The sequence below is a fragment of the Apibacter muscae genome (assembly GCF_007845635.1).
Lineage (GTDB): Bacteria > Bacteroidota > Bacteroidia > Flavobacteriales > Weeksellaceae > Apibacter > Apibacter muscae.
The window spans coordinates 1-18,597 of sequence record NZ_SELG01000041.1; the positions used below are offsets into that span (position 1 = coordinate 1).

Here is an 18,597-nt window from a genome sequence, read left to right on the forward strand (position 1 = left end):
TCTAGGGGGTAGGCTTTTGCTCCATCTATCGCATCGGAATAACAGGTGATGGTAAAGCTGTCGTGGTCTGCTATTTTATGATTGGCGGTTATAATATGAAAATGGGGATTGTAAGTTTTTCTCTGAGGATTAAAATTACATTCCAAAGACTTAATCCCTATCAGTTGAATCGCTTTTCCTCTTTGATACCTCTTCTTATACCTGTTTAAAATCAAAGAAAAAGCCCGATACATACCTTTATTTAGTTTACTTTTGGCTCTTCTCTTTAAGCTTTCCATGTCGCTTACATCAGTACCATTACCCACTAATACAATAGGAGAAACCCGTTTTTTTATACTTGATATATATATTATTCTATCCATCGATCATATGTAAATATGAATAATAGAAAAAATAATTTTTTAGGAAAAAACTCTTCCTTTTTTTTAACAAGTAATAAAAAAATTAAAACAAATGGTTTAATTTTAATGTATTTTAATTTTTTCTAATAAAATTCTAATGATTCATAAATTCAGAATTAAAAAATAATTTTAAGTAAATGGAGATAAAATATAATTTTGTTGACAAATAAATAATATTTTAATAATTTTATAGTTAATAATATAAATTGATTAAAACTTAATAATGTTTATAAAAGTTTTAATCTGTATGGGGTTTGAATCTTACACCATAGATAAATACCTATAGAATGATGTTAAAGTTAAAAAAGCCTATCGGAGAAAGTGTTAATTAAGAATGTAGCTTAAAGTAGACAGATAATTGTATATAATATTAATTATACAATTAAATTTAGTGGAAGCAAATCACATAGAGGTAAGAAGAAATGAGTACCTATTGGCGAAAGAGATTATAATTGCAGGAGTCAATAAAAAATTTAAAGAATTGAAAATGAAAATATATAATTAGGTTTTTATAAATAAAAGATAAGAAACATCAAGTAAGGTTTTTCACTCTTTAAATGTCAAAAATATTAGAAACTTGTAAGGACATGTAATTTCATAAATTAAACGCATAAATACTACTATGCCAATCGCTCTTTATTGCCTTATAAGGAGAGAGCCTTGTTTCTAAGGCTCTTTTTTTTATTTTTGCTACATGAAAGAAAAATTCTTAGAATTTTTCAAGTAAGGGGTATTATACTTAATGTATAGAGGGAAGTAATAAAAAAAGCCTGAAATGTAATCAAAAAAATTGACGGAGAATGTTAGCTTAATTATGCTTTTTGTTATCCTTAAAATCTTTTTTGATTTTTTCAAACAATACTTGGTAGAAATCTCTGCCTTCTTCTGCCATATAACGGTCGTAACTTTCTTTATCTTTTTTAAATTCTTCTAAAGAAAAAATTTGGGTTCCCGAATTATCTCTTTCATAGCGTATTTTAATAAAAAAAATTTACTTATTTCGTCGAAAGCAACTTCTGGAGATAGTTTATCGTTATTCCGGATAATATTATGAAATTTAAAGAGTAGTTTAGAAAATTCATCTTGGATAAATGCTTTGGTTTAATTTAGAAGTTTTTACACTTTTTTGTTATTGATAATTTCTGCCTTAGGAAATATCAATAATTTCTTCTAACTTTTTAGGAATTTTTCCTTTTACTACTTTAAAAATACGGGTTTCTTTGAGATTGGTAGTAAAAAAATCAGCACTAACCCAAGAAGCATAATTATATCCTTAAAAGTAATCTTCTTCTTGTATGGTGATATGCTCTTCTTTACACTCTAGAACAATAACGGAGTTTATATTTTCTAATTTATCTTTTTTTTCATTTTTCCATATAACAATATCAGCCATGACTTGTCCTTGTACTCTTTGAGAGTTATTTACCTCTACTTCTTGTTGCATTTGCGCCAAAGTAAACTTATAATTATTTATTAAACGGCATAAATACTCTTGTCTTACTTTTTTTCCGGTTTATTTACTAAACATTTATTCAATAAAGGAGCAAAAATTTTATTATTTTCAGTTTTTATCTCTAAGCTCATAGGGATTTAAATAAAATACAAATTTATTTTTTCTAAAAGTACTAAATATGTTTTTTAATATTTATCTAAACACAGAATTAAGAGTAAATGATTCATTAATTATTAAAATCCTTACGATAAGTTATCTAAACTTAACATAAGTTTTTTCAATAAAAGGAATATGGGGATTGGCTATTTCCTGTATAATAGTTTCTACTTCTTTAAAAAGATCTATAGCCATGGGGGAGGTGATTAGGGTTTGCTTGTCATAGCTTAAAACTTCTAACCCTCTAAAAGGTTTTTTAAAACTCCAGATGCCTATTTGTACTGAATTCGTTGTTTTTTCATTCAAAATCATATAAGCGTAAAAAACCAATTGTATGAAGAATTTAAAGTTTGTGTTTTCCTGTATTTTGTCTCTCTTATCTGAATTAAAAGCCAAAGAACCAACGGTAGAGGTTTTGTAATCAATAATTCGGTCTTGTCCATTAAAAACATCCCACCGGTCTACAAAACCTTTCAGTTGAATTTTTCCTAAGTTTTCTAAATTAGTTTTGGAACTTATGGATTTTTCAATGTCTTGTAGATAAATAGAATTTCCTTGCTGAATGTCGGTTAAGTCTCTTAAAATAATTTTTTCTAAGGTTTTTTCAGCCAACAACTTTTGCAAGTAGTTTTGTCCACGTTCAAATAAATCTGGGTTTAGCTCTTTTTTTATATATTCTTGCAAATGTACTTTATAGTCAGATAAGCAATTTTTTAAGGCATCTTCTGTTAAATATTGACCCTTTAGGGGAGTGTATAAAGCTTCTAACGTATGATGGATTAAGTTTCCATAATTTAGAGGAGAAATTTCCTCTTCTACTTCTGTATTTTCTTCCAGTTGTACCAATTTTTGTAGATAGAAATTGATAGGGTTATAGTGGTAGCTGGTTAAATGCGTAGGAGAAATGGGTTTTTTTAGCCATTGCTGAATGGTTTTAACTAAAGCAGGGGTTTTATCAATTTTAAACTCGGGTTGTTGTTGTACGCTTCCAGAGTAGGAAACGGTGATTTCTTGTATTTGATGTGGAGATTCAAACTCCAATTGGCTGATAAATCGGCTCTTTTCCCCGGAATAAAGCCCTTCGGTAAAATTGTTGTATAGTAAATAAATTTGTTCGGCATGTTGCAACAACCGATAAAAATGATAGGCATAAATGGCATCATTTTCTAAAAAAGTATGGATGTTATAGTTTTTCTTAACATCAAAAGGAATAAAAGAGTTATCCTTTTTTCCCTCAGGAATTATTCCTTCATTTACCCCTAGCATAATTAGGTTTTTAAACCCTAACAGACGGGTTTCTAAAACTCCCATAATTTGTAAGCCTTGTAAAGGTTCTCCTATAAAATCAATTTTTTCATTGTTTAAAATGTGCTGGTATAAGCTTTGCAATAAACTAAAGGTATCTACCAATGATTGTTCGGAAAGTTGGGTATATAAAAGAGAAAAAATATTTTTAAATTTCAAAAAATTCTCTTTTAATATGCCTTCGTCTTCGTTGTAATTCCAAAATTTTTGATAGCAATAATCGCTCATTATTTTCACCAATTGTAAAGGGTCTTTGTATTCTTTAAAAACAAATAGTAAGTTCCAAGTATTTAATTTTTTATAAAGCAAAGAATCTGAGATGAATACTAAATTATTCTCTTGAATTTCTTTACAGAAATCTGCAATTTCTTGGTTGTATTCTAGCAATGGATGTTGTAGAATAGCCAAAACATCTTTATAATAAAAACCTTGGGTTTTGTTTTTTTCTCTAAATATATGCAAGCCAAAAATCTGTTTAAAAAAAGAGGCTACCAAAGAATTTTTTAATGAATACCCCATGGTGATGTTTACTTTTTGTATCTCTTGCGGTAGGCTTTCAATTACCGAAGGCAGCAGGGTTTCGTCGCATAGTACGAGGGCTGTATGTTCCCATTCATGTTGAGGGATGTTTTCCAGTATATTGTGGGTGTATTTGGCTTGAGCAACTTCTTGGGAAGTACCAATCACTTGTATATTTTTTTTCTTAGAAAATTGATTTTCTTTCCATAAAAATTCCCGATTCGCGTAATAGTTCCAAAGAATGTTTTTACGTAAGAAAAAACCAGCTTCCTGAGTGCTTTGGTTCATATAATACTCATCTGTATCCCAGAATAATAGGGTAGTAGAATGGGATATAAAATATTTTATAAGTTTTTCTTCTTTCGGGGTTAGTGCATTAAATCCGGCAAAAACAAAAATATCTTCAGGCTTGATAGATAGCCTTTCCAGGTTATCAACAACAGTTGAAAGTAACATTCCTGAGGTTCCTAAACCTTGGTTGAATAAACTTTTCTTTAGCTCTTGGTAAAGAATTAAATTGTTTTCCCAAAATTTTAGATTCTTATGGTATAATTTTTCTTCATTTTTAGAATCTAGTTTTTCTGCCCAATTTTCCATTCTTTCAATGGAAGCCAAATGCTCCAATACTCGGATAGGATTTTCAGAAAAAAGTTCTATATCGTTAAAATCTTTTAAAAGAGTGGGAATCCATTTTAAAAAATCATCCAATTTTTCTTCTGGATTTATATAATTTTTCTGGATCTTATAGGCTTCTAACCAAAGGGGTATATTTTCTATTCGGGTTAATTTGGAATACTTTTCTATAAAATCTTCAATAGTATAAAATGTAGGTAGAAAGCCTTGGTAACCATGATCAATTAAAAATTTCTTAAAGAAAATGATCGGTCTTTTACCCGGAAGTACCAAATGGATGCTTGATAAATCTTTGTAGGAATCTAATAATTGTTGAATGATTTTTTCTATAAACGAATTTGCCATACTACTAATTGGAGATTATCCAAAGGTAAACGAATTCGCTATTATTTAAACAATAAATAGTAATAATAGGCTAAAAATTCTCTTAGATATACGTCTAAATGATATTTTTTCAAGGGATTACCGTATGAACTTACGGTTTCAATATTGTTAAAATCGTAATTGTGTTTATTAAACATCAGTTTAATCCTTGCAATGTGGTAGTATTCAGAAACTATCGCAACACTTTTAAATTTATGTTTTTTAATAATTTCTAAGGAATTTTCTACATTTTCTTGAGTGTTCAGCGCTTTATCATCCGTAATAATATCTTTGAGAGGTACCCCATGGTCTGACAAGTATTTACGCATAAGATCTGCTTCGCAAAGTCCTTTATTTGCCATACCTCCGGTAACTATAATTTTTTCAATCTGTTTTTTTCTGTAAAGGTTCAAGCCAATATTTAAACGTTCCAGTAAGGAAGCAGATAGGCTTCCATTCTCTTGATTTTTAGATCCGAAAATAACTCCTACCTCAGCAGGAGAAGTACCATTATTTATGCCTTCTTTTATTATAAAGAAGTTATGAAAAAGGAACCAGATTATAACTAGCAATGCTGGGAAAAGTATATAACGGGTTCCTACTTTAATTAATTTTTTAAAAACTTGGGGAAGAGTTTTTAAATTTGATTTTTCTAAGTGATGATTTAAATTACCAGTAAACTGCATCCTCTAATATCTGAATTGTCAATTCTTCCAAGAACTTCGAAAGAATTATTACTATATGTTTTACCTAAATCTTGTGTAGATATAAATGAACAACTATGTATGTTTGCTAAGTCAATAATATTTATAGCTCCAGTTTTTTCATGGTTTTTATAACAAAAAGGATCTTCAATATCTCGAATTAAAATTCTCATCCAAGAAGGACATTCATAAATATTTTGACCTAAGGAGTAGGCTTGTGAGAGTAATTCTGTCATGCTGTATTCAGAATAAATTTTATGGGTTTGAAAAGAATTCTTCAATTCATTTAGCAATTCCTCTTTTGTAATTTCTTCCTTTCTTCCTTTCATACCTCCCGTTTCTATTACCATAGTATGTTCAAGTTTTTGTGGAAAAGCTTCAACAAAATCTAAAAGAGCATAAGAAACACCAAATAAAATAACTTTTTTATTTTCTTGTTCCGTTTTCTTTATTATTTGGTCAAGCTCACTAAAGTTATGCAGATAGAAATTATTTTCCTTATGGTTAGAGAGTTTCATTAAATAATTTACCATGTAAATCAGTGATGAATTTTCTCTTTCTAAATAGGAGGGAAGAAGTCCTAAAAAAATATATTCAGCAGGATTTCCAAAAAAAGTAGTAAAAGATTTTAATATGCTTTGCTCATAAATTTGTTCATTGACAATGAAATGTTTGGATAAATGGGTAGAGGTAGTTCCACTACTTTGAAAGTAAAACTTATAGTTATAGTTTTTATCTAGAACAGAATGTGTTTTAAAAAATTCTATGGGAAGAAAAGGAATATCTTTGTAGTTAGAAATTTCGTTAGGATTTATAGACAATAAATCCACAAATTTTTTGTAGATAGGTACACTTAAGTATTGGTAGTTAAATACTTTAAGGGATAAATGATTAAATTCATCCTCCGATTTAATATCAAAAATATTTAAGTCTTTAATCATAGTTTTTAAATCCAATACAAAGTAATGAAGAACATTTTGTAGATTATTTTAAACACTTGTTAAATAATTAATAATCTTTTGCCAATACAACCAATAAATCTAATAATAAGGTCGATTTGGCAGTATAATTAAAGTGGCAATAAAATTGATGGTTATGAAGATAAATTTTTTAAAGTGAATTAAGTTATGACAGACCATACTAAAAATAGTTTTGATGAAGAACTAGAGGGAAATGATGCAATGACGAATGAATCTGTTGAAAATCCTGAAAATATGTCAGAAAATTGTAAAGATCAACCTAATTTAGAAGATAAATTAAAAGAGGAAAAAGACAGATATATACGTTTATTTGCCGAATTTGATAATTACAAAAAACGTGTGACCAAAGAAAGACAGGATTTGCTTCGCTATTCAAACAAAGATATTTTAGAATCCTTGTTACCAGTATTGGATGATTTTGATAGGGCTATGGAAGAGTTAGAAAAAGATCCAAATTCTTCGGCAGTTTTAGAAGGGGTTAAGCTTATTTACAATAAATTATATAATAATTTAAAAGATAATGGCTTGCAATTAATTGAGGTTAATCCTGGGGATGATTTTGATTTGGATTTTCATGAAGCAATAACGCAAGTCCCTGCTCCGGATGAAAGTTTGAAAGGAAAAATCATTGATGTAGTACAAAAAGGCTATCAGTTGCATGAAAAGGTTATAAGATATGCTAAAGTAGTAACTGGTAAATAATTATATCCTAAGAGAAGCATTTGTATTATTATAAGAAGTTATGTCTAAAAGAGATTATTACGAAGTTTTAGAAGTTACCAAAACGGTTACAGAAGTTGAGCTTAAGAAAGCATATAGAAAAAAAGCAATAAAATATCATCCAGATAAAAATCCGGGAGATAAGGAAGCAGAAGAAAAATTTAAGGAAGCAGCCGAGGCCTATGAGGTTCTTAGTGATCCGCAAAAAAGAGCCCGTTACGATCAGTTTGGCCATGCGGGAGTGGGAGGAGCTGCAGGTGGCGGTTTCGATGGTGGCGGAATGAACATGGAAGATATTTTCTCTCATTTCGGAGATATTTTTGGTGGAGCCTTCGGAGGTGGAGGTTTTGGTGGTTTTTCATCACGTCCTAAACAAGCTCAAGGTTCCAATTTAAGAATTCGATTGTCTTTAAGTTTAAGCGAGATTGTAAATGGTGTTGAAAAGACGGTTAAAGTTAAAAGACTGAAATTAGCAGAAGGAGCAACTTCTAAAAATTGTCCAACTTGTCAGGGTTCCGGTCAATCTCGTAGGGTGATGAATACGCCTTTTGGTCAAATGCAAACTCAAACAGTTTGTAGTACCTGTGGAGGTACGGGTAAAGTAGCCGATCATATTCCTCCTGGAGCTAACAACCAAGGTTTAATAAAAGTTGAAGAAGAGGTATCTATAAAAATACCGGCGGGCGTTAGAGAAGGAATTCAATTGCAAGTAAGAAATAAAGGAAATGATGCTCCATTTGGAGGAGTTCCCGGAGATTTAATTGTTGTTATTGACGAAATTGAAGACGAGGAATTAAAACGTGAAGGAGATAACCTACACTATGAATTATACGTTTCAGTACCAGAAGCGGTATTGGGTACAAAAAAAGAAATACCAACGGTTACAGGTAAAGTTAAAATATCCGTAGAGCCTGGAACTCAGTCCGGTAAAATTTTAAGATTGAAAGGTAAGGGATTACCACAAATGCAAGGTTATGGTCATGGAGATTTATTTATCCATGTCAATGTTTGGACCCCAAACCCAAGTAAGTTAAACAAAGAACAAAAAGAATTTTTTGAGTCTATGTTAAATAATGAGCAATTCCATCCTAAGCCTACAAAAAATGATAAAACTTTTTTTGAAAAAATAAAAGAAATGTTCTCTTAATAGAGAACATTTCTTTTATAATTCAGATTTATTAAGTATATAAAGAGTAGGAGGGGTTTGAAAAAGAGAATAGTTCATTTCCTCACCAGTTATATAAACATTGTTTTCATGCACTTCAATTCCTTCGGTTTGACTTAGTTCTGCCGTTAAACCCAAAAGTATTTTTTTAGCTTTTCCATTAAAAAAATAACCGTTCTTAAAATCCTTAAATTTCCACAAGTATGCCAAGCCATTCGGTGTATAACCAATAAAAAACAACTCATTTTTATATAGACTGGCTCCTGTTATAACACATTCGGTATTAAAACTTTCCATTTTTTTGGCAATTGCTGTACTACCGTTTTTCTTTGGAATGTTTAAAAGGTAATGTGTGGTTTGATTATTTCCCCATTGTTTAGTGAATAAATGAAGTTTTCCTTGGTCATAAACAAAAGCTTCACAATCAAAATTGGTCTTTTGATAACCCTGGTTCTCAAAATCTTTTTGATCTTCAAAAGTAAAATAAAATTTATTGATGAGAGGAACCTCTAAATTTTTAGAGATAGAATCATAAGGTAGTTTTATAGAATAAATAGTTAAATCCCTTCGATTTCCTAAATTATTTCCAAAGTCTCCAATATAAAGAGTATCATCTTTAAGAGTTATTTCTTCCCAATCCACATTTGTTGCCTCTCGGATTTTTATAGTTTGGAGTATTTTTCCATCATTTATGTCTAATTTATAAATTTCGGCATTTCCTCCACTGTCATTAAATGTATAAAGTGCATTCTTGTAATAAGCAACTCCAGATGTTTCATTTATTTGATTGGGCAACGTAATACGAATGGCTATCTCAGAAAGATCTAATGTATCTGTGGTTATTTGGCTATTCAGGTAAGTGGTACAAAATACTATGAATAAAATTGTTGAGTATAATTTCATGAATAAATTTTTAACTAATATACACTAAAAAAAGATGAGGTAAACTTATCATTTACCTCATACTTAACAACTTTTATTCTAAGAAAGTTAAAACAAACCTTCCACAGAAAAATATCGTTCACCCGTATCATAATTAAAGGTAAGAACGGTAGATCCCTCTGGTAGTTCTTGTATTTTTTTGGCTACAGCTGCAATTGATGCTCCCGTTGATATACCTCCCAGAATACCTTCTGTATTGGCAAGCTTTTTAGCATATTCAAATGCTTCATCTTTAGAAATTTGAATGCTTCCGTCTAATACATCTACATTTAAAGTATCTGGAATAAAACCTGCTCCAATTCCTTGTATGGCATGCGGACCGGGAGATCCTCCTGAAATCACAGGAGAGTCTGTAGGCTCAACAGCAAAAACTTTTGTAGAAGGGAATTTTTCTTTTAATACCTTACCTACTCCTGTAATATGTCCACCGGTACCAACACCTGTAATTAATGCATCAATACCCCCCGGAAAGTCTGCAACAATTTCTTGAGCAGTTTTTGTAGCGTGAATTTCAGGATTGGCTTGATTTTTAAATTGTTGCAATACTATAGAGTTAGGAGTCTCTTTTTGTAACTCATCGGCTTTTTCGATGGCTCCTTTCATTCCTTTTTCTCTAGGAGTTAGAACAAGCTCTGCTCCGTAAGCAACCATTAATCTTCTTCTTTCTACAGACATAGATTCCGGCATAACAATAATAACTTTGTAGCCTTTTACTTTACCTACATAAGACAATCCTACCCCGGTGTTACCAGAAGTGGGTTCAATAATAGTACCTCCAGATTTTAAATGACCTTTTTGTTCTGCATCCTCAATCATGGCTAAGGCTATACGATCTTTAATGCTTCCACCTGGATTTTGCTTTTCTAATTTTATATATACTTCATGGTTGGGAAATAAATTTTTTAGACGGACGTGTGGAGTATTTCCAATCACGTCTAATATGCTATTTACTTTCATATTTATTTATTTTAAGTTTAATTTTATTAGTTTAGATTATTAAATTACATAATTAATAGGCTCTTTAAACTCTTTTATAGTTTTAAGTTTCATTTGTGAAGAGTAGTAAACCAATGTATAGGGTTGAATGCTATTTGTTATCCAAACATTTCCCCCAATGGTAGAATCATGTCCAATAGTAGTTTCTCCTCCTAAGATAGTTGCTCCAGCATAAATCACTACATTGTCTTCAACGGTAGGGTGCCTTTTAGTTTTAGTAAGATTTTTGGTTACATATAATGCTCCTAAGGTAACTCCTTGATAGATTTTTACATTATTACCAATGGACGTAGTTTCTCCAATAACAGTACCAGTGCCATGGTCAAGGAAAAATCTTTCACCAATTTGTGCACCGGGATGAATATCAACACCTACTTTAGAATGTGCGTATTCAGAGAACAAGCGAGGAATAATGGGTACGTTTAATTTATAAAATTCATGGGCGATCCTGTGTATGGTTAAAGCATAAAATCCTGGATAGGTAATGACTACTTCTTCTAAAGATTCTGCCGCGGGATCGTGATCCAAAAAAGCTTGAGCGTCTTTGTATAATAAGTCTTGTATCTCAGGCAATTTTTGAAAAAATTGATCTATAATTTCATCTGCCTTACTTTTAGAATTCAATAACTTAGAAATATTGTCTGATAGTATTTTATAGATGGTAGTTATTTGAATTCTTTTAGTATCCAAATTTTCAGTTTTTTCACATATAGGATACATTTGAGAAAAAAATAAGTCAACAGCAGTTTCCAAATCCTTCTTATTTATGGATAAACAAATAGGATGAGAACTTATTAAATCAATATAATTATCAATTTTTTTATTCATAGTTTGAATTTAGATAATAAAATCTAAATTACTTTATTTTTATTTATTAATATTATTTCCTACTAAACCTATAGGTATTAACAAATATATAAAAATTAGAGTAGATGTATTTATTTAAATTGTTATATTTTTAATAAAAGATTATTTCTATAAAAAAAGGAGACAAGTATAAAATTATTTGTCTCCTTTTATATAATTTTAAAGATATTTAATTTATATATTTTAGTAAGGCTTCTTTAATCAGATCTTCTTCAACACTAACATCAAAAATGGCTTTTCCTATTTTTTCTAATAGAACAAATTTAATTTCCTTATTACTATTTTTTTTATCATTGTACATAAAGGTAAGAATTTCACCTAAATATTCTTTATGTAGTGAAATTTTTGGATAAAAAACGCTTAAAAATTCTTTTATACTTAAATAATCAGATTCTTGAAGTAAACCTTTCTTTACTGAAATATAGCTTTCTACAATCATACCCAAGGCAACTCCTTCACCGTGTAAAATTGGAGTTTCTTTTTCAAGAAAAAAACTTTCAACTGCATGACCTATGGTGTGTCCAAAATTTAGAATTTTTCTAATTCCACTTTCAGAAAAGTCTTCACTAACTACTTTCTTTTTTATTTCTATACTGGTATGAATTAATTCTTCAATTTCTTCAAAGTCGTTGAAAGGAATTACTTTATAAGAACTTACTTTATTCCAGTATTCTTGATCGGCAATTAATCCATGTTTAATAATTTCGGCAAATCCGCTTAACTTTTGTTCGTGAGAAAGTGTAGAGATAAAGGAGGGTTGAATATAGACAAGTTCTGGAAGAACAAATATTCCAACTTGGTTTTTATGGCTGCCTAAATCCACTCCTGTTTTCCCTCCAATAGAAGCATCAACCATTGCCAGTAGAGTTGTAGGTATATTTATGAATTTAATACCTCTTTTATAACAGTGTGCGACGAAGCCCCCCATATCGGTAAGGACTCCTCCTCCTAAGTTTATTATTAAACCTTTACGATCTATTTTTAGATCGGTGAGTGCTTCCCATAAATTCTTGCAGGTATTCAGATTCTTATTGATCTCTCCAGATTCAATCTCAATGATTTCAATTTCAGAATTATCTTCAATTTCAGGGATTACCTTTGGTAAGCAATATTGGTGTGTATTTTCATCCACCAAAAATACAATCTTAGAAGGATGGTATTTCTTTATAAATGAATTGATTTGATTTACTCCTTCCTTTTTATAATATATGGGATTAATTAAGCTCATGGTTAAAATAAATTAGTTGCTTCTTCTATTTCCTAATAAAATCATTACAAAATACATAAGTTGTGCTAAAGAACCTAAAGCAGCTACTAAATAAGTTCTGGCTGCCCATTTTAATGCATCTTTACATTCTTCGTATTCGTTAGATTGTACAATATGATTACCTTCTAGCCATGCAAGGGCTCTATTACTAGCGTCGTATTCTACCGGTAAAGTTACAAAGGCAAAAATAGTGGTAATAGCAAACATTACAATACCAATAGCCAAGACTGTGGTATTATTAGAGAAAGCCATAAGAGCCAATCCAGCCATTAATACCCACTGAACTAGATTTGAACTAATGCTTACAATCGGTACTAGTTTGGAACGTAACTGCAACATAGAGTAGCCTACGGCATGTTGTACCGCATGTCCGCATTCGTGTGCAGCTACAGCAGCAGCAGCGGTTGATCTCTGATTATATACGCCTTCAGATAAATTTACTGTTTTGTTGGCTGGATTGTAATGATCGGTAAGCATACCAGGAGTTGAGATTACTTGAACATCCATAATTCCATGATCGCGAAGCATTTTTTCAGCAATCTCTTTTCCACTCATTCCATTGGAAAGAGTAGTTTTTGAATATTTGGTAAATTTTGACTTTAATCGGTTTTGAACGATCATGCTAATGATAAATATAGCACCGGTAATCATCAAATAAATAGGATCGTATACCATAATATTTTAATTTTTAAATGTTTGTATTATATTTTAATATTCGCATTAACTCATTATCTTTGCTAAAATTATGCCTTATTAAGTTAAATGACAAATAAGCTTAATAATAATCTTTGATAATAATTCATGAGTCAAATTGAAATTAAAAAAGTTACTACAAAAATAGATTTAAAAAAATTCATTCTTTATCCCAATGAATTATATAAGGATAATCCTTATTATGTACCGGCTTTAATTTCTGAAGAAATGGAAGTTTTTAATGAAGATAAAAATCCTGTATTTCAATTTTCAATTTGTGAAAAATATTTGGCTTATAAAAACGATGTAATCGTAGGTAGAATAGCGATTATTATCAATCGTAAAGAGGTTGAAGATTTAGGGATTAAAAAAATAAGATTTGGTTGGTTTGATGCAATTGATGATATTTCTGTAACTAAGGCATTAATAGATAAGGCTTATGAACTAGCTCAAAAAAATAATTTTAAAAGAATTGAAGGTCCAGTAGGTTTTACAAATTTAGATAAAGCAGGATTTTTAAGCAAAGGTTATGACAAATTGGCTACTATGATAGGGATATATAACTTTCCCTATTATCATAAACATTTTGAAAAGCTAGGTTTTAGTAAGGCAAATGAATGGGTGGAATTTTATATTGAAGTGGTAGATCATTTGCCTGATAAAGTGATACGTTTTTCCAAACTTCTAAAAGAAAAATATAATTTAAAAGCTCTTCAATTTAAATCCAAAAAAGAATTGATTGCTTATGGGGATCAGATTTTTAAATTGTTGGATGATACTTATAAGGTTCTGCCTACTTACGTGCCTTTTTCAGAAAAACAAATTCAATACTATAAAAAAAAATATTTGCCTTTTATAAATAAGGATTATGTCATTTGTATTGCTGATGAAAATAATGATTTAGTAGGGTTTGCTATAACTATGCCTTCTTATTCAAAAGCTTTACAAAAAGCGAAAGGTAAACTTTTCCCGTTGGGATGGTATTACCTATTTCAAGCCAGTCGCTCTAATGAATGGGTTAATTTTTATTTAATTGGTATTCATCCAAGTTTTCAAAAAAAAGGGATAACTTCTATTGTATTAAAGGAGTTTTATGAACTGTTTACTTCTAAGGGTATTAAATATTTAGAAACCAATCCTGAATTGGAAGATAATAAAAGTATTCAGCTTCTTTGGAAGGATTTTAATCCTATTAATCATAAAAGAAGAAAAACTTATTTTAAGGAAATATAATTACTAACTGTTTTTAATTTTTAATTTAATTTTATATCCTTTATATTTATTTATAACGGTTTGTCTGTCTTTGTTTCTTTCTCTATTTTTATCTCTTTTTAGATCTCTTCTTAAATCCCTAGATCGATCTCTGCTTTTACCAATGTTATTGCTATAGTTAGTATCGTTGTTATTATCTACATTTATAGTCCGGCTAGTATCTAGGTTTATCGTTCCGTTGGGGTTGTTTACTTTTGTATTTAATTCATTCAAACTTAAACTATCTGTGGTTAAAGACATTTTATCTTTAGAATAAGAGATTTTAGTTTCCGAGTCGTGTAAGTTTCTATTTCCTATTTTATTGTTGAAATGTTCTGAATTTTTATAAATTATATGCTGTGATTTAACCATTGAAATAAAAAATATAAATATATATAAGCTAAAATTTATTTTCATTAGATGTATTAAATATTTTCGATAATTAGTTGAAAAATTTATTGTAAAGGTAAATAATGCATTTTCCAAGAATATAAAAAAAGTCAAAATAATTATTTATTTTGACTTTTTTTATTGGTTTGAATATTTAATTATTCATATTTAATATCATTAACAATGCTTGCATGTAAAAACTCTCTATTCATTCGAGCAATATTTTCTAAAGAAATTCCTTTTGGACATTCAATTTCACATGCTCCAGTATTGGTACAATTCCCAAAGCCTTCTTCATCCATTTTCTTAACCATATTTAAAACTCTTCGGGTTGACTCAATTTTTCCCTGAGGTAACAAGGCAAATTGTGAAACTTTTGCTGAAACAAATAACATGGCAGATCCATTTTTACAAGTGGCAACACAGGCACCACAACCTATACAAGCAGCAGCAGCAAATGCTTTATCTGCTTTTTCTTTTTCAATGGGTATAGCATTGGCATCAATAGTGTTTCCCGAAGTATCCACAGATATAAATCCACCAGCATGTTGAATCCTATCAAAAGCAGTTCTATCAACAATTAGATCTTTGATAACAGGAAATCCTGCAGATCTCCAAGGTTCAATTACAATTGTATCTCCATCGTTAAACATCCTCATGTGCAATTGACAAGTGGTAATACCTCTGTCTGGTCCATGTGCACGACCATTAATATATAGGGAACACATTCCGCAGATTCCTTCGCGGCAATCATGATCAAAGGCTACGGGTTCTTTATCTTGCTCTACCAATTGTTCATTAAGCATATCTAGCATCTCTAAAAATGAACTTTCTGTAGATACTCCTTCTAGTTTATATTCTTCGAAACTACCTTTTTGGTCTTTTTTTGCTTGTCTCCAAACTTTTAATTTCAGATTTAATAATTTTCCTGCCATTTTATATTTTATTTTACAGGTTATTTTTATTTATAATTTCTTGCTGCTATTTTTATGTATTTGTAATTCAAGTCCTCTTTATGAAGAATCTCTTTATTTATATCTTCTCCATTATACTCCCAAGCAGCAACATAGGAATAGTTTTCGTCGTCGCGTAAAGTTTCACCCTCTTCCGTTTGGTATTCAGTTCTAAAATGTCCTCCACAAGATTCATTTCTTTTTAAAGCATCCAGAGCCATTAATTGTCCCAATTCTAAGAAATCTGCAACTCTACCCGCCTTTTCTAATTCCATGTTTATGGTATCTTGAGACCCTGGAACTTTAACATCTTTCCAAAATTCTTTTCTTATTTCTTCAATCTCTTGAATTGCTTCTTTTAATCCTTCTGCATTTCTTGCCATTCCAACTTTATTCCACATCACTTTACCTAGTTTTTTATGAAAATAATCCACTGATTTTGTCCCTGGATTGTTTAAGAAATGGTTTAAGGTATTTTTAACTTCATTTTCAGCTTGCTCAAATTCTGGTAAATCGGTGGAAATAGAACCCGTTCTAATCTCATCTGCCAAATAATCAGCGATAGTGTAAGGAAGTACAAAGTACCCATCAGCCAAACCTTGCATTAATGCAGAGGCTCCTAATCGATTTGCTCCATGATCAGAAAAGTTAGCTTCTCCAGTAACAAAGCAACCTGGGATGCTACTCATTAAATTATAATCTACCCATATTCCTCCCATAGTATAGTGTACTGCTGGGTATATTTTCATTGGAGTTTCATAAGGGTTATCACCAGTAATTTTTTCGTACATGGTGAATAGATTACCATATTTGGCTTCAACCACTTTTTTACCTAATTTTATAATTTCCTCTTGGGAGGGATTATGCATGTCAAGCTCATTGGCTTTTTCTTTTCCATATTTAACAAAAGAAGCAGAAAAATCAAGAAAAACTCCCTCGCCTGTGGCATTATTTTCAATTCCAAATCCTGCATCACATCTTTCTTTTGCTGCTCTTGAAGCTACGTCTCTTGGAACTAAATTTCCAAATGCTGGATATCTTCTTTCAAGATAATAATCACGATCGTCTTCGGCTATTTCGGTAGCTTTTAATTTACCTGCGCGTATAGCTTCTGCATCTTCTTTCTTCTTAGGTACCCAAATACGTCCATCGTTTCTTAAAGATTCTGACATTAGGGTTAATTTAGATTGTTGTTCACCATGCACAGGAATACAGGTAGGATGTATTTGCGTAAAACAAGGATTGGCAAATGCAGCGCCTTTTTTATGTATTTTCCATACGGAGGTTGCATTAGAACCCATGGCATTTGTAGATAAGAAAAATACATTTCCATATCCTCCAGAGGCAATAACTACTGCATGGGCAGAATGCCTTTCAATTTCACCTGTAATTAAGTTTCTAGATATTATGCCTCTAGCTTTTCCATCTACAACAACTAGATCTAGCATTTCATGTCTATTGTACATTTGCAATCTACCTTTTCCGATTTGTCGATTCATGGCAGAATAAGCTCCTAACAGTAGTTGTTGACCTGTTTGTCCTGCTGCATAAAAAGTTCTTTGAACTTGGGTTCCACCAAAGGATCTATTGTCTAGTAATCCACCATATTCTCTGGCAAAAGGAACTCCTTGTGCGACACATTGATCAATAATGGCATTGGATACTTCAGCCAATCGATAAACATTGGCTTCTCTTGCTCGGTAATCTCCTCCTTTTATTGTATCATAGAATAATCTGTAGATGCTATCTCCATCATTTTTATAATTTTTAGCGGCATTAATTCCTCCTTGTGCCGCAATGGAGTGTGCGCGTCTCGGTGAATCTTGATAACAAAATGCTTTAACGTTGTATCCCATCTCTGCGAGAGAAGCAGCAGCAGAGCCACCGGCTAATCCGGTTCCTACAATAATGACATCTATTTTCCCTCTATTGTTAGGTGCGACTAAACGCATATGATCTTTATGGTTTTTCCATTTTTCGTGGATATCTCCTTCGGGTATTTTTGAATCTAGTTTGATACTCATGATTTGGTTGATTCTTAAAATTATTAAATTAATCCGTTGCCTTTAAGACAGAAATATATTGCAATAGAAGCAAATCCAACGGATATAAGTATAAAGTAAATTTTTCCTAATGCTTTTATTAACGGCGTGTAAATCCTATGATTAAATCCTACGGATTGAAATGATGATGCAAAGCCATGGCTAAGATGAGTTCCTAAGAAAATAAATGCGATTACATATATTAGCGTATATCCGTAACTTTTAAATAAGGAAGTAACTAAGAGATAATCGTCAGGCACTTCGGAAAATTTAATAGGTATAAAGTAATTCCATAAGTGTAAAAGTAAAAATACTAAAATTAAAAGTCCTGTGTAAATCATAGTTCTAGAGTTAAAAGGAGTATTAGCAGCGTAATGATTCACGGCATATCTCTCTTTCCCTCTTGCTTTTTGATTTTTATGAGTTAATACAACACCTAAAAGAATGTGATAAATAAAACCTAAGGCTAATACGTATTGCATAACTTGTATTAGCAGATTGGTAGCCATAAAATGCGAGGCTTGGTTAAATATTACTTCTTCTTTAGGTAGTAGCTCTCCGGCACAGTCTGTATTACCAGCAAATAAGGTAAGGTTAATTCCTAAATGTACAAGTAAGAATATCATCAGGAAGAATCCCGTGAGTGCCATCATAAACTTTCTTCCTATAGAGGAAGAGAAAAATCTAGTCATAATACTTTATTGTTTTAAAAGTTCCTATGACAACAAATCTAATTAATATAATAGGTAAGTTTTATGACAAATCTCAGATATATATACTTTAGAATACATCTAAAT

At 30.9% G+C, this 18,597-nt stretch carries 17 protein-coding genes; 3 read left to right on the forward strand and 14 right to left on the reverse strand.

Annotated elements, in window-relative coordinates; translation table 11 throughout:
• The 5 genes from ETU08_RS09155 to ETU08_RS09175 all read right to left on the reverse strand — a co-directional run.
• Nucleotides 1-362, reverse strand: a 362-nt coding sequence (locus ETU08_RS09155) for a hypothetical protein (protein ID WP_146262727.1), incomplete at its 3' end; no start/stop codon positions are given.
• A gap of 1,312 nt (nucleotides 363-1,674) precedes the next feature.
• Entirely contained in the window at nucleotides 1,675-1,845 is a 171-nt protein-coding gene (locus ETU08_RS12055) for a hypothetical protein (protein WP_260391083.1), read from the reverse strand.
• Between the two features lie 261 nt (nucleotides 1,846-2,106).
• Nucleotides 2,107-4,812, reverse strand: coding sequence for a PD-(D/E)XK nuclease family protein (locus tag ETU08_RS09165; RefSeq protein ID WP_146262728.1), 2,706 nt, complete (start codon nucleotides 4,810-4,812; stop codon nucleotides 2,107-2,109).
• Between the two features lie 41 nt (nucleotides 4,813-4,853).
• Entirely contained in the window at nucleotides 4,854-5,516 is a 663-nt protein-coding gene (locus tag ETU08_RS09170; RefSeq protein ID WP_146262729.1) for a YdcF family protein, read from the reverse strand.
• Nucleotides 5,495-6,475 carry a long-chain-fatty-acid--protein ligase gene (locus tag ETU08_RS09175; protein ID WP_146262730.1) on the reverse strand — a complete coding sequence of 327 codons (981 nt, stop codon included), beginning with the start codon at nucleotides 6,473-6,475 and terminating at the stop codon, nucleotides 5,495-5,497. The genes ETU08_RS09170 and ETU08_RS09175 overlap by 22 nt, the downstream gene beginning before the upstream one ends.
• A gap of 186 nt (nucleotides 6,476-6,661) precedes the next feature.
• Here ETU08_RS09175 and ETU08_RS09180 point away from each other — a divergent pair, with 186 nt between their 5' ends.
• Entirely contained in the window at nucleotides 6,662-7,216 is a 555-nt protein-coding gene (locus ETU08_RS09180) for a nucleotide exchange factor GrpE (protein WP_146262731.1), read from the forward strand.
• 40 nt (nucleotides 7,217-7,256) lie between these two features.
• Nucleotides 7,257-8,381: a molecular chaperone DnaJ gene (gene dnaJ / locus ETU08_RS09185; RefSeq protein ID WP_146262732.1), complete on the forward strand. Its 1,125-nt coding sequence runs from the start codon at nucleotides 7,257-7,259 to the stop codon at nucleotides 8,379-8,381.
• Nucleotides 8,382-8,396: 15 nt separating this feature from the next.
• On the opposite strand, the gene ETU08_RS09190 is transcribed toward dnaJ, so the two are convergent.
• The 5 genes from ETU08_RS09190 to ETU08_RS09210 all read right to left on the reverse strand — a co-directional run bounded on the left by ETU08_RS09190 (nucleotide 8,397) and on the right by ETU08_RS09210 (nucleotide 13,146).
• A complete protein-coding gene (locus ETU08_RS09190) occupies nucleotides 8,397-9,302 on the reverse strand; it encodes a hypothetical protein (protein WP_146262733.1) in 906 nt (301 codons plus the stop codon).
• A gap of 87 nt (nucleotides 9,303-9,389) precedes the next feature.
• Nucleotides 9,390-10,298 (reverse strand): cysteine synthase A, encoded by a 909-nt coding sequence (cysK, locus tag ETU08_RS09195; RefSeq protein ID WP_146262734.1) that lies wholly within the window; start codon nucleotides 10,296-10,298, stop codon nucleotides 9,390-9,392.
• A 39-nt stretch (nucleotides 10,299-10,337) separates the two neighbouring features.
• Nucleotides 10,338-11,165 (reverse strand): serine O-acetyltransferase EpsC, encoded by an 828-nt coding sequence (epsC, locus tag ETU08_RS09200; protein WP_146262735.1) that lies wholly within the window; start codon nucleotides 11,163-11,165, stop codon nucleotides 10,338-10,340.
• Nucleotides 11,166-11,373: 208 nt separating this feature from the next.
• Nucleotides 11,374-12,432 carry a 3-dehydroquinate synthase gene (gene aroB, locus ETU08_RS09205; RefSeq protein WP_146262736.1) on the reverse strand — a complete coding sequence of 353 codons (1,059 nt, stop codon included), beginning with the start codon at nucleotides 12,430-12,432 and terminating at the stop codon, nucleotides 11,374-11,376.
• A 12-nt stretch (nucleotides 12,433-12,444) separates the two neighbouring features.
• Nucleotides 12,445-13,146 (reverse strand): zinc metallopeptidase, encoded by a 702-nt coding sequence (locus ETU08_RS09210; RefSeq protein WP_146262737.1) that lies wholly within the window; start codon nucleotides 13,144-13,146, stop codon nucleotides 12,445-12,447.
• A gap of 126 nt (nucleotides 13,147-13,272) precedes the next feature.
• Between ETU08_RS09210 and ETU08_RS09215 the strand changes: the two genes are divergently transcribed.
• Entirely contained in the window at nucleotides 13,273-14,397 is a 1,125-nt protein-coding gene (locus ETU08_RS09215) for a GNAT family N-acetyltransferase (RefSeq protein ID WP_146262738.1), read from the forward strand.
• 3 nt (nucleotides 14,398-14,400) lie between these two features.
• Here ETU08_RS09215 and ETU08_RS09220 read toward each other — a convergent pair whose 3' ends face one another.
• From ETU08_RS09220 to ETU08_RS09235, 4 genes are all read right to left on the reverse strand, one after another.
• Nucleotides 14,401-14,787 carry a hypothetical protein gene (locus ETU08_RS09220; protein WP_146262739.1) on the reverse strand — a complete coding sequence of 129 codons (387 nt, stop codon included), beginning with the start codon at nucleotides 14,785-14,787 and terminating at the stop codon, nucleotides 14,401-14,403.
• Between the two features lie 176 nt (nucleotides 14,788-14,963).
• Nucleotides 14,964-15,740 carry a succinate dehydrogenase/fumarate reductase iron-sulfur subunit gene (locus ETU08_RS09225; protein ID WP_146262740.1) on the reverse strand — a complete coding sequence of 259 codons (777 nt, stop codon included), beginning with the start codon at nucleotides 15,738-15,740 and terminating at the stop codon, nucleotides 14,964-14,966.
• A gap of 26 nt (nucleotides 15,741-15,766) precedes the next feature.
• Nucleotides 15,767-17,782, reverse strand: coding sequence for a fumarate reductase/succinate dehydrogenase flavoprotein subunit (locus ETU08_RS09230; RefSeq protein ID WP_185145309.1), 2,016 nt, complete (start codon nucleotides 17,780-17,782; stop codon nucleotides 15,767-15,769).
• A 23-nt stretch (nucleotides 17,783-17,805) separates the two neighbouring features.
• A complete protein-coding gene (locus ETU08_RS09235; protein WP_146262741.1) occupies nucleotides 17,806-18,492 on the reverse strand; it encodes a succinate dehydrogenase cytochrome b subunit in 687 nt (228 codons plus the stop codon).
• Nucleotides 18,493-18,597 lie beyond the last annotated feature (105 nt).

Bases quoted from the DNA above. Each gene is read 5' to 3' on its own strand.
- ETU08_RS12055 (WP_260391083.1), bottom strand. From the start codon at position 1,845: ATGCAACAAGAAGTAGAGGTAAATAACTCTCAAAGAGTACAAGGACAA.
- ETU08_RS09165 (WP_146262728.1), bottom strand. From the start codon at position 4,812: ATGGCAAATTCGTTTATAGAAAAAATCATTCAACAATTATTAGATTCC.
- ETU08_RS09170 (WP_146262729.1), bottom strand. From the start codon at position 5,516: ATGCAGTTTACTGGTAATTTAAATCATCACTTAGAAAAATCAAATTTA.
- ETU08_RS09175 (WP_146262730.1), bottom strand. From the start codon at position 6,475: ATGATTAAAGACTTAAATATTTTTGATATTAAATCGGAGGATGAATTT.
- ETU08_RS09180 (WP_146262731.1), top strand. From the start codon at position 6,662: ATGACAGACCATACTAAAAATAGTTTTGATGAAGAACTAGAGGGAAAT.
- dnaJ (WP_146262732.1), top strand. From the start codon at position 7,257: ATGTCTAAAAGAGATTATTACGAAGTTTTAGAAGTTACCAAAACGGTT.
- ETU08_RS09190 (WP_146262733.1), bottom strand. From the start codon at position 9,302: ATGAAATTATACTCAACAATTTTATTCATAGTATTTTGTACCACTTAC.
- cysK (WP_146262734.1), bottom strand. From the start codon at position 10,298: ATGAAAGTAAATAGCATATTAGACGTGATTGGAAATACTCCACACGTC.
- epsC (WP_146262735.1), bottom strand. From the start codon at position 11,165: ATGAATAAAAAAATTGATAATTATATTGATTTAATAAGTTCTCATCCT.
- aroB (WP_146262736.1), bottom strand. From the start codon at position 12,432: ATGAGCTTAATTAATCCCATATATTATAAAAAGGAAGGAGTAAATCAA.
- ETU08_RS09210 (WP_146262737.1), bottom strand. From the start codon at position 13,146: ATGGTATACGATCCTATTTATTTGATGATTACCGGTGCTATATTTATC.
- ETU08_RS09215 (WP_146262738.1), top strand. From the start codon at position 13,273: ATGAGTCAAATTGAAATTAAAAAAGTTACTACAAAAATAGATTTAAAA.
- ETU08_RS09220 (WP_146262739.1), bottom strand. From the start codon at position 14,787: ATGGTTAAATCACAGCATATAATTTATAAAAATTCAGAACATTTCAAC.
- ETU08_RS09225 (WP_146262740.1), bottom strand. From the start codon at position 15,740: ATGGCAGGAAAATTATTAAATCTGAAATTAAAAGTTTGGAGACAAGCA.
- ETU08_RS09230 (WP_185145309.1), bottom strand. From the start codon at position 17,782: ATGAGTATCAAACTAGATTCAAAAATACCCGAAGGAGATATCCACGAA.
- ETU08_RS09235 (WP_146262741.1), bottom strand. From the start codon at position 18,492: ATGACTAGATTTTTCTCTTCCTCTATAGGAAGAAAGTTTATGATGGCA.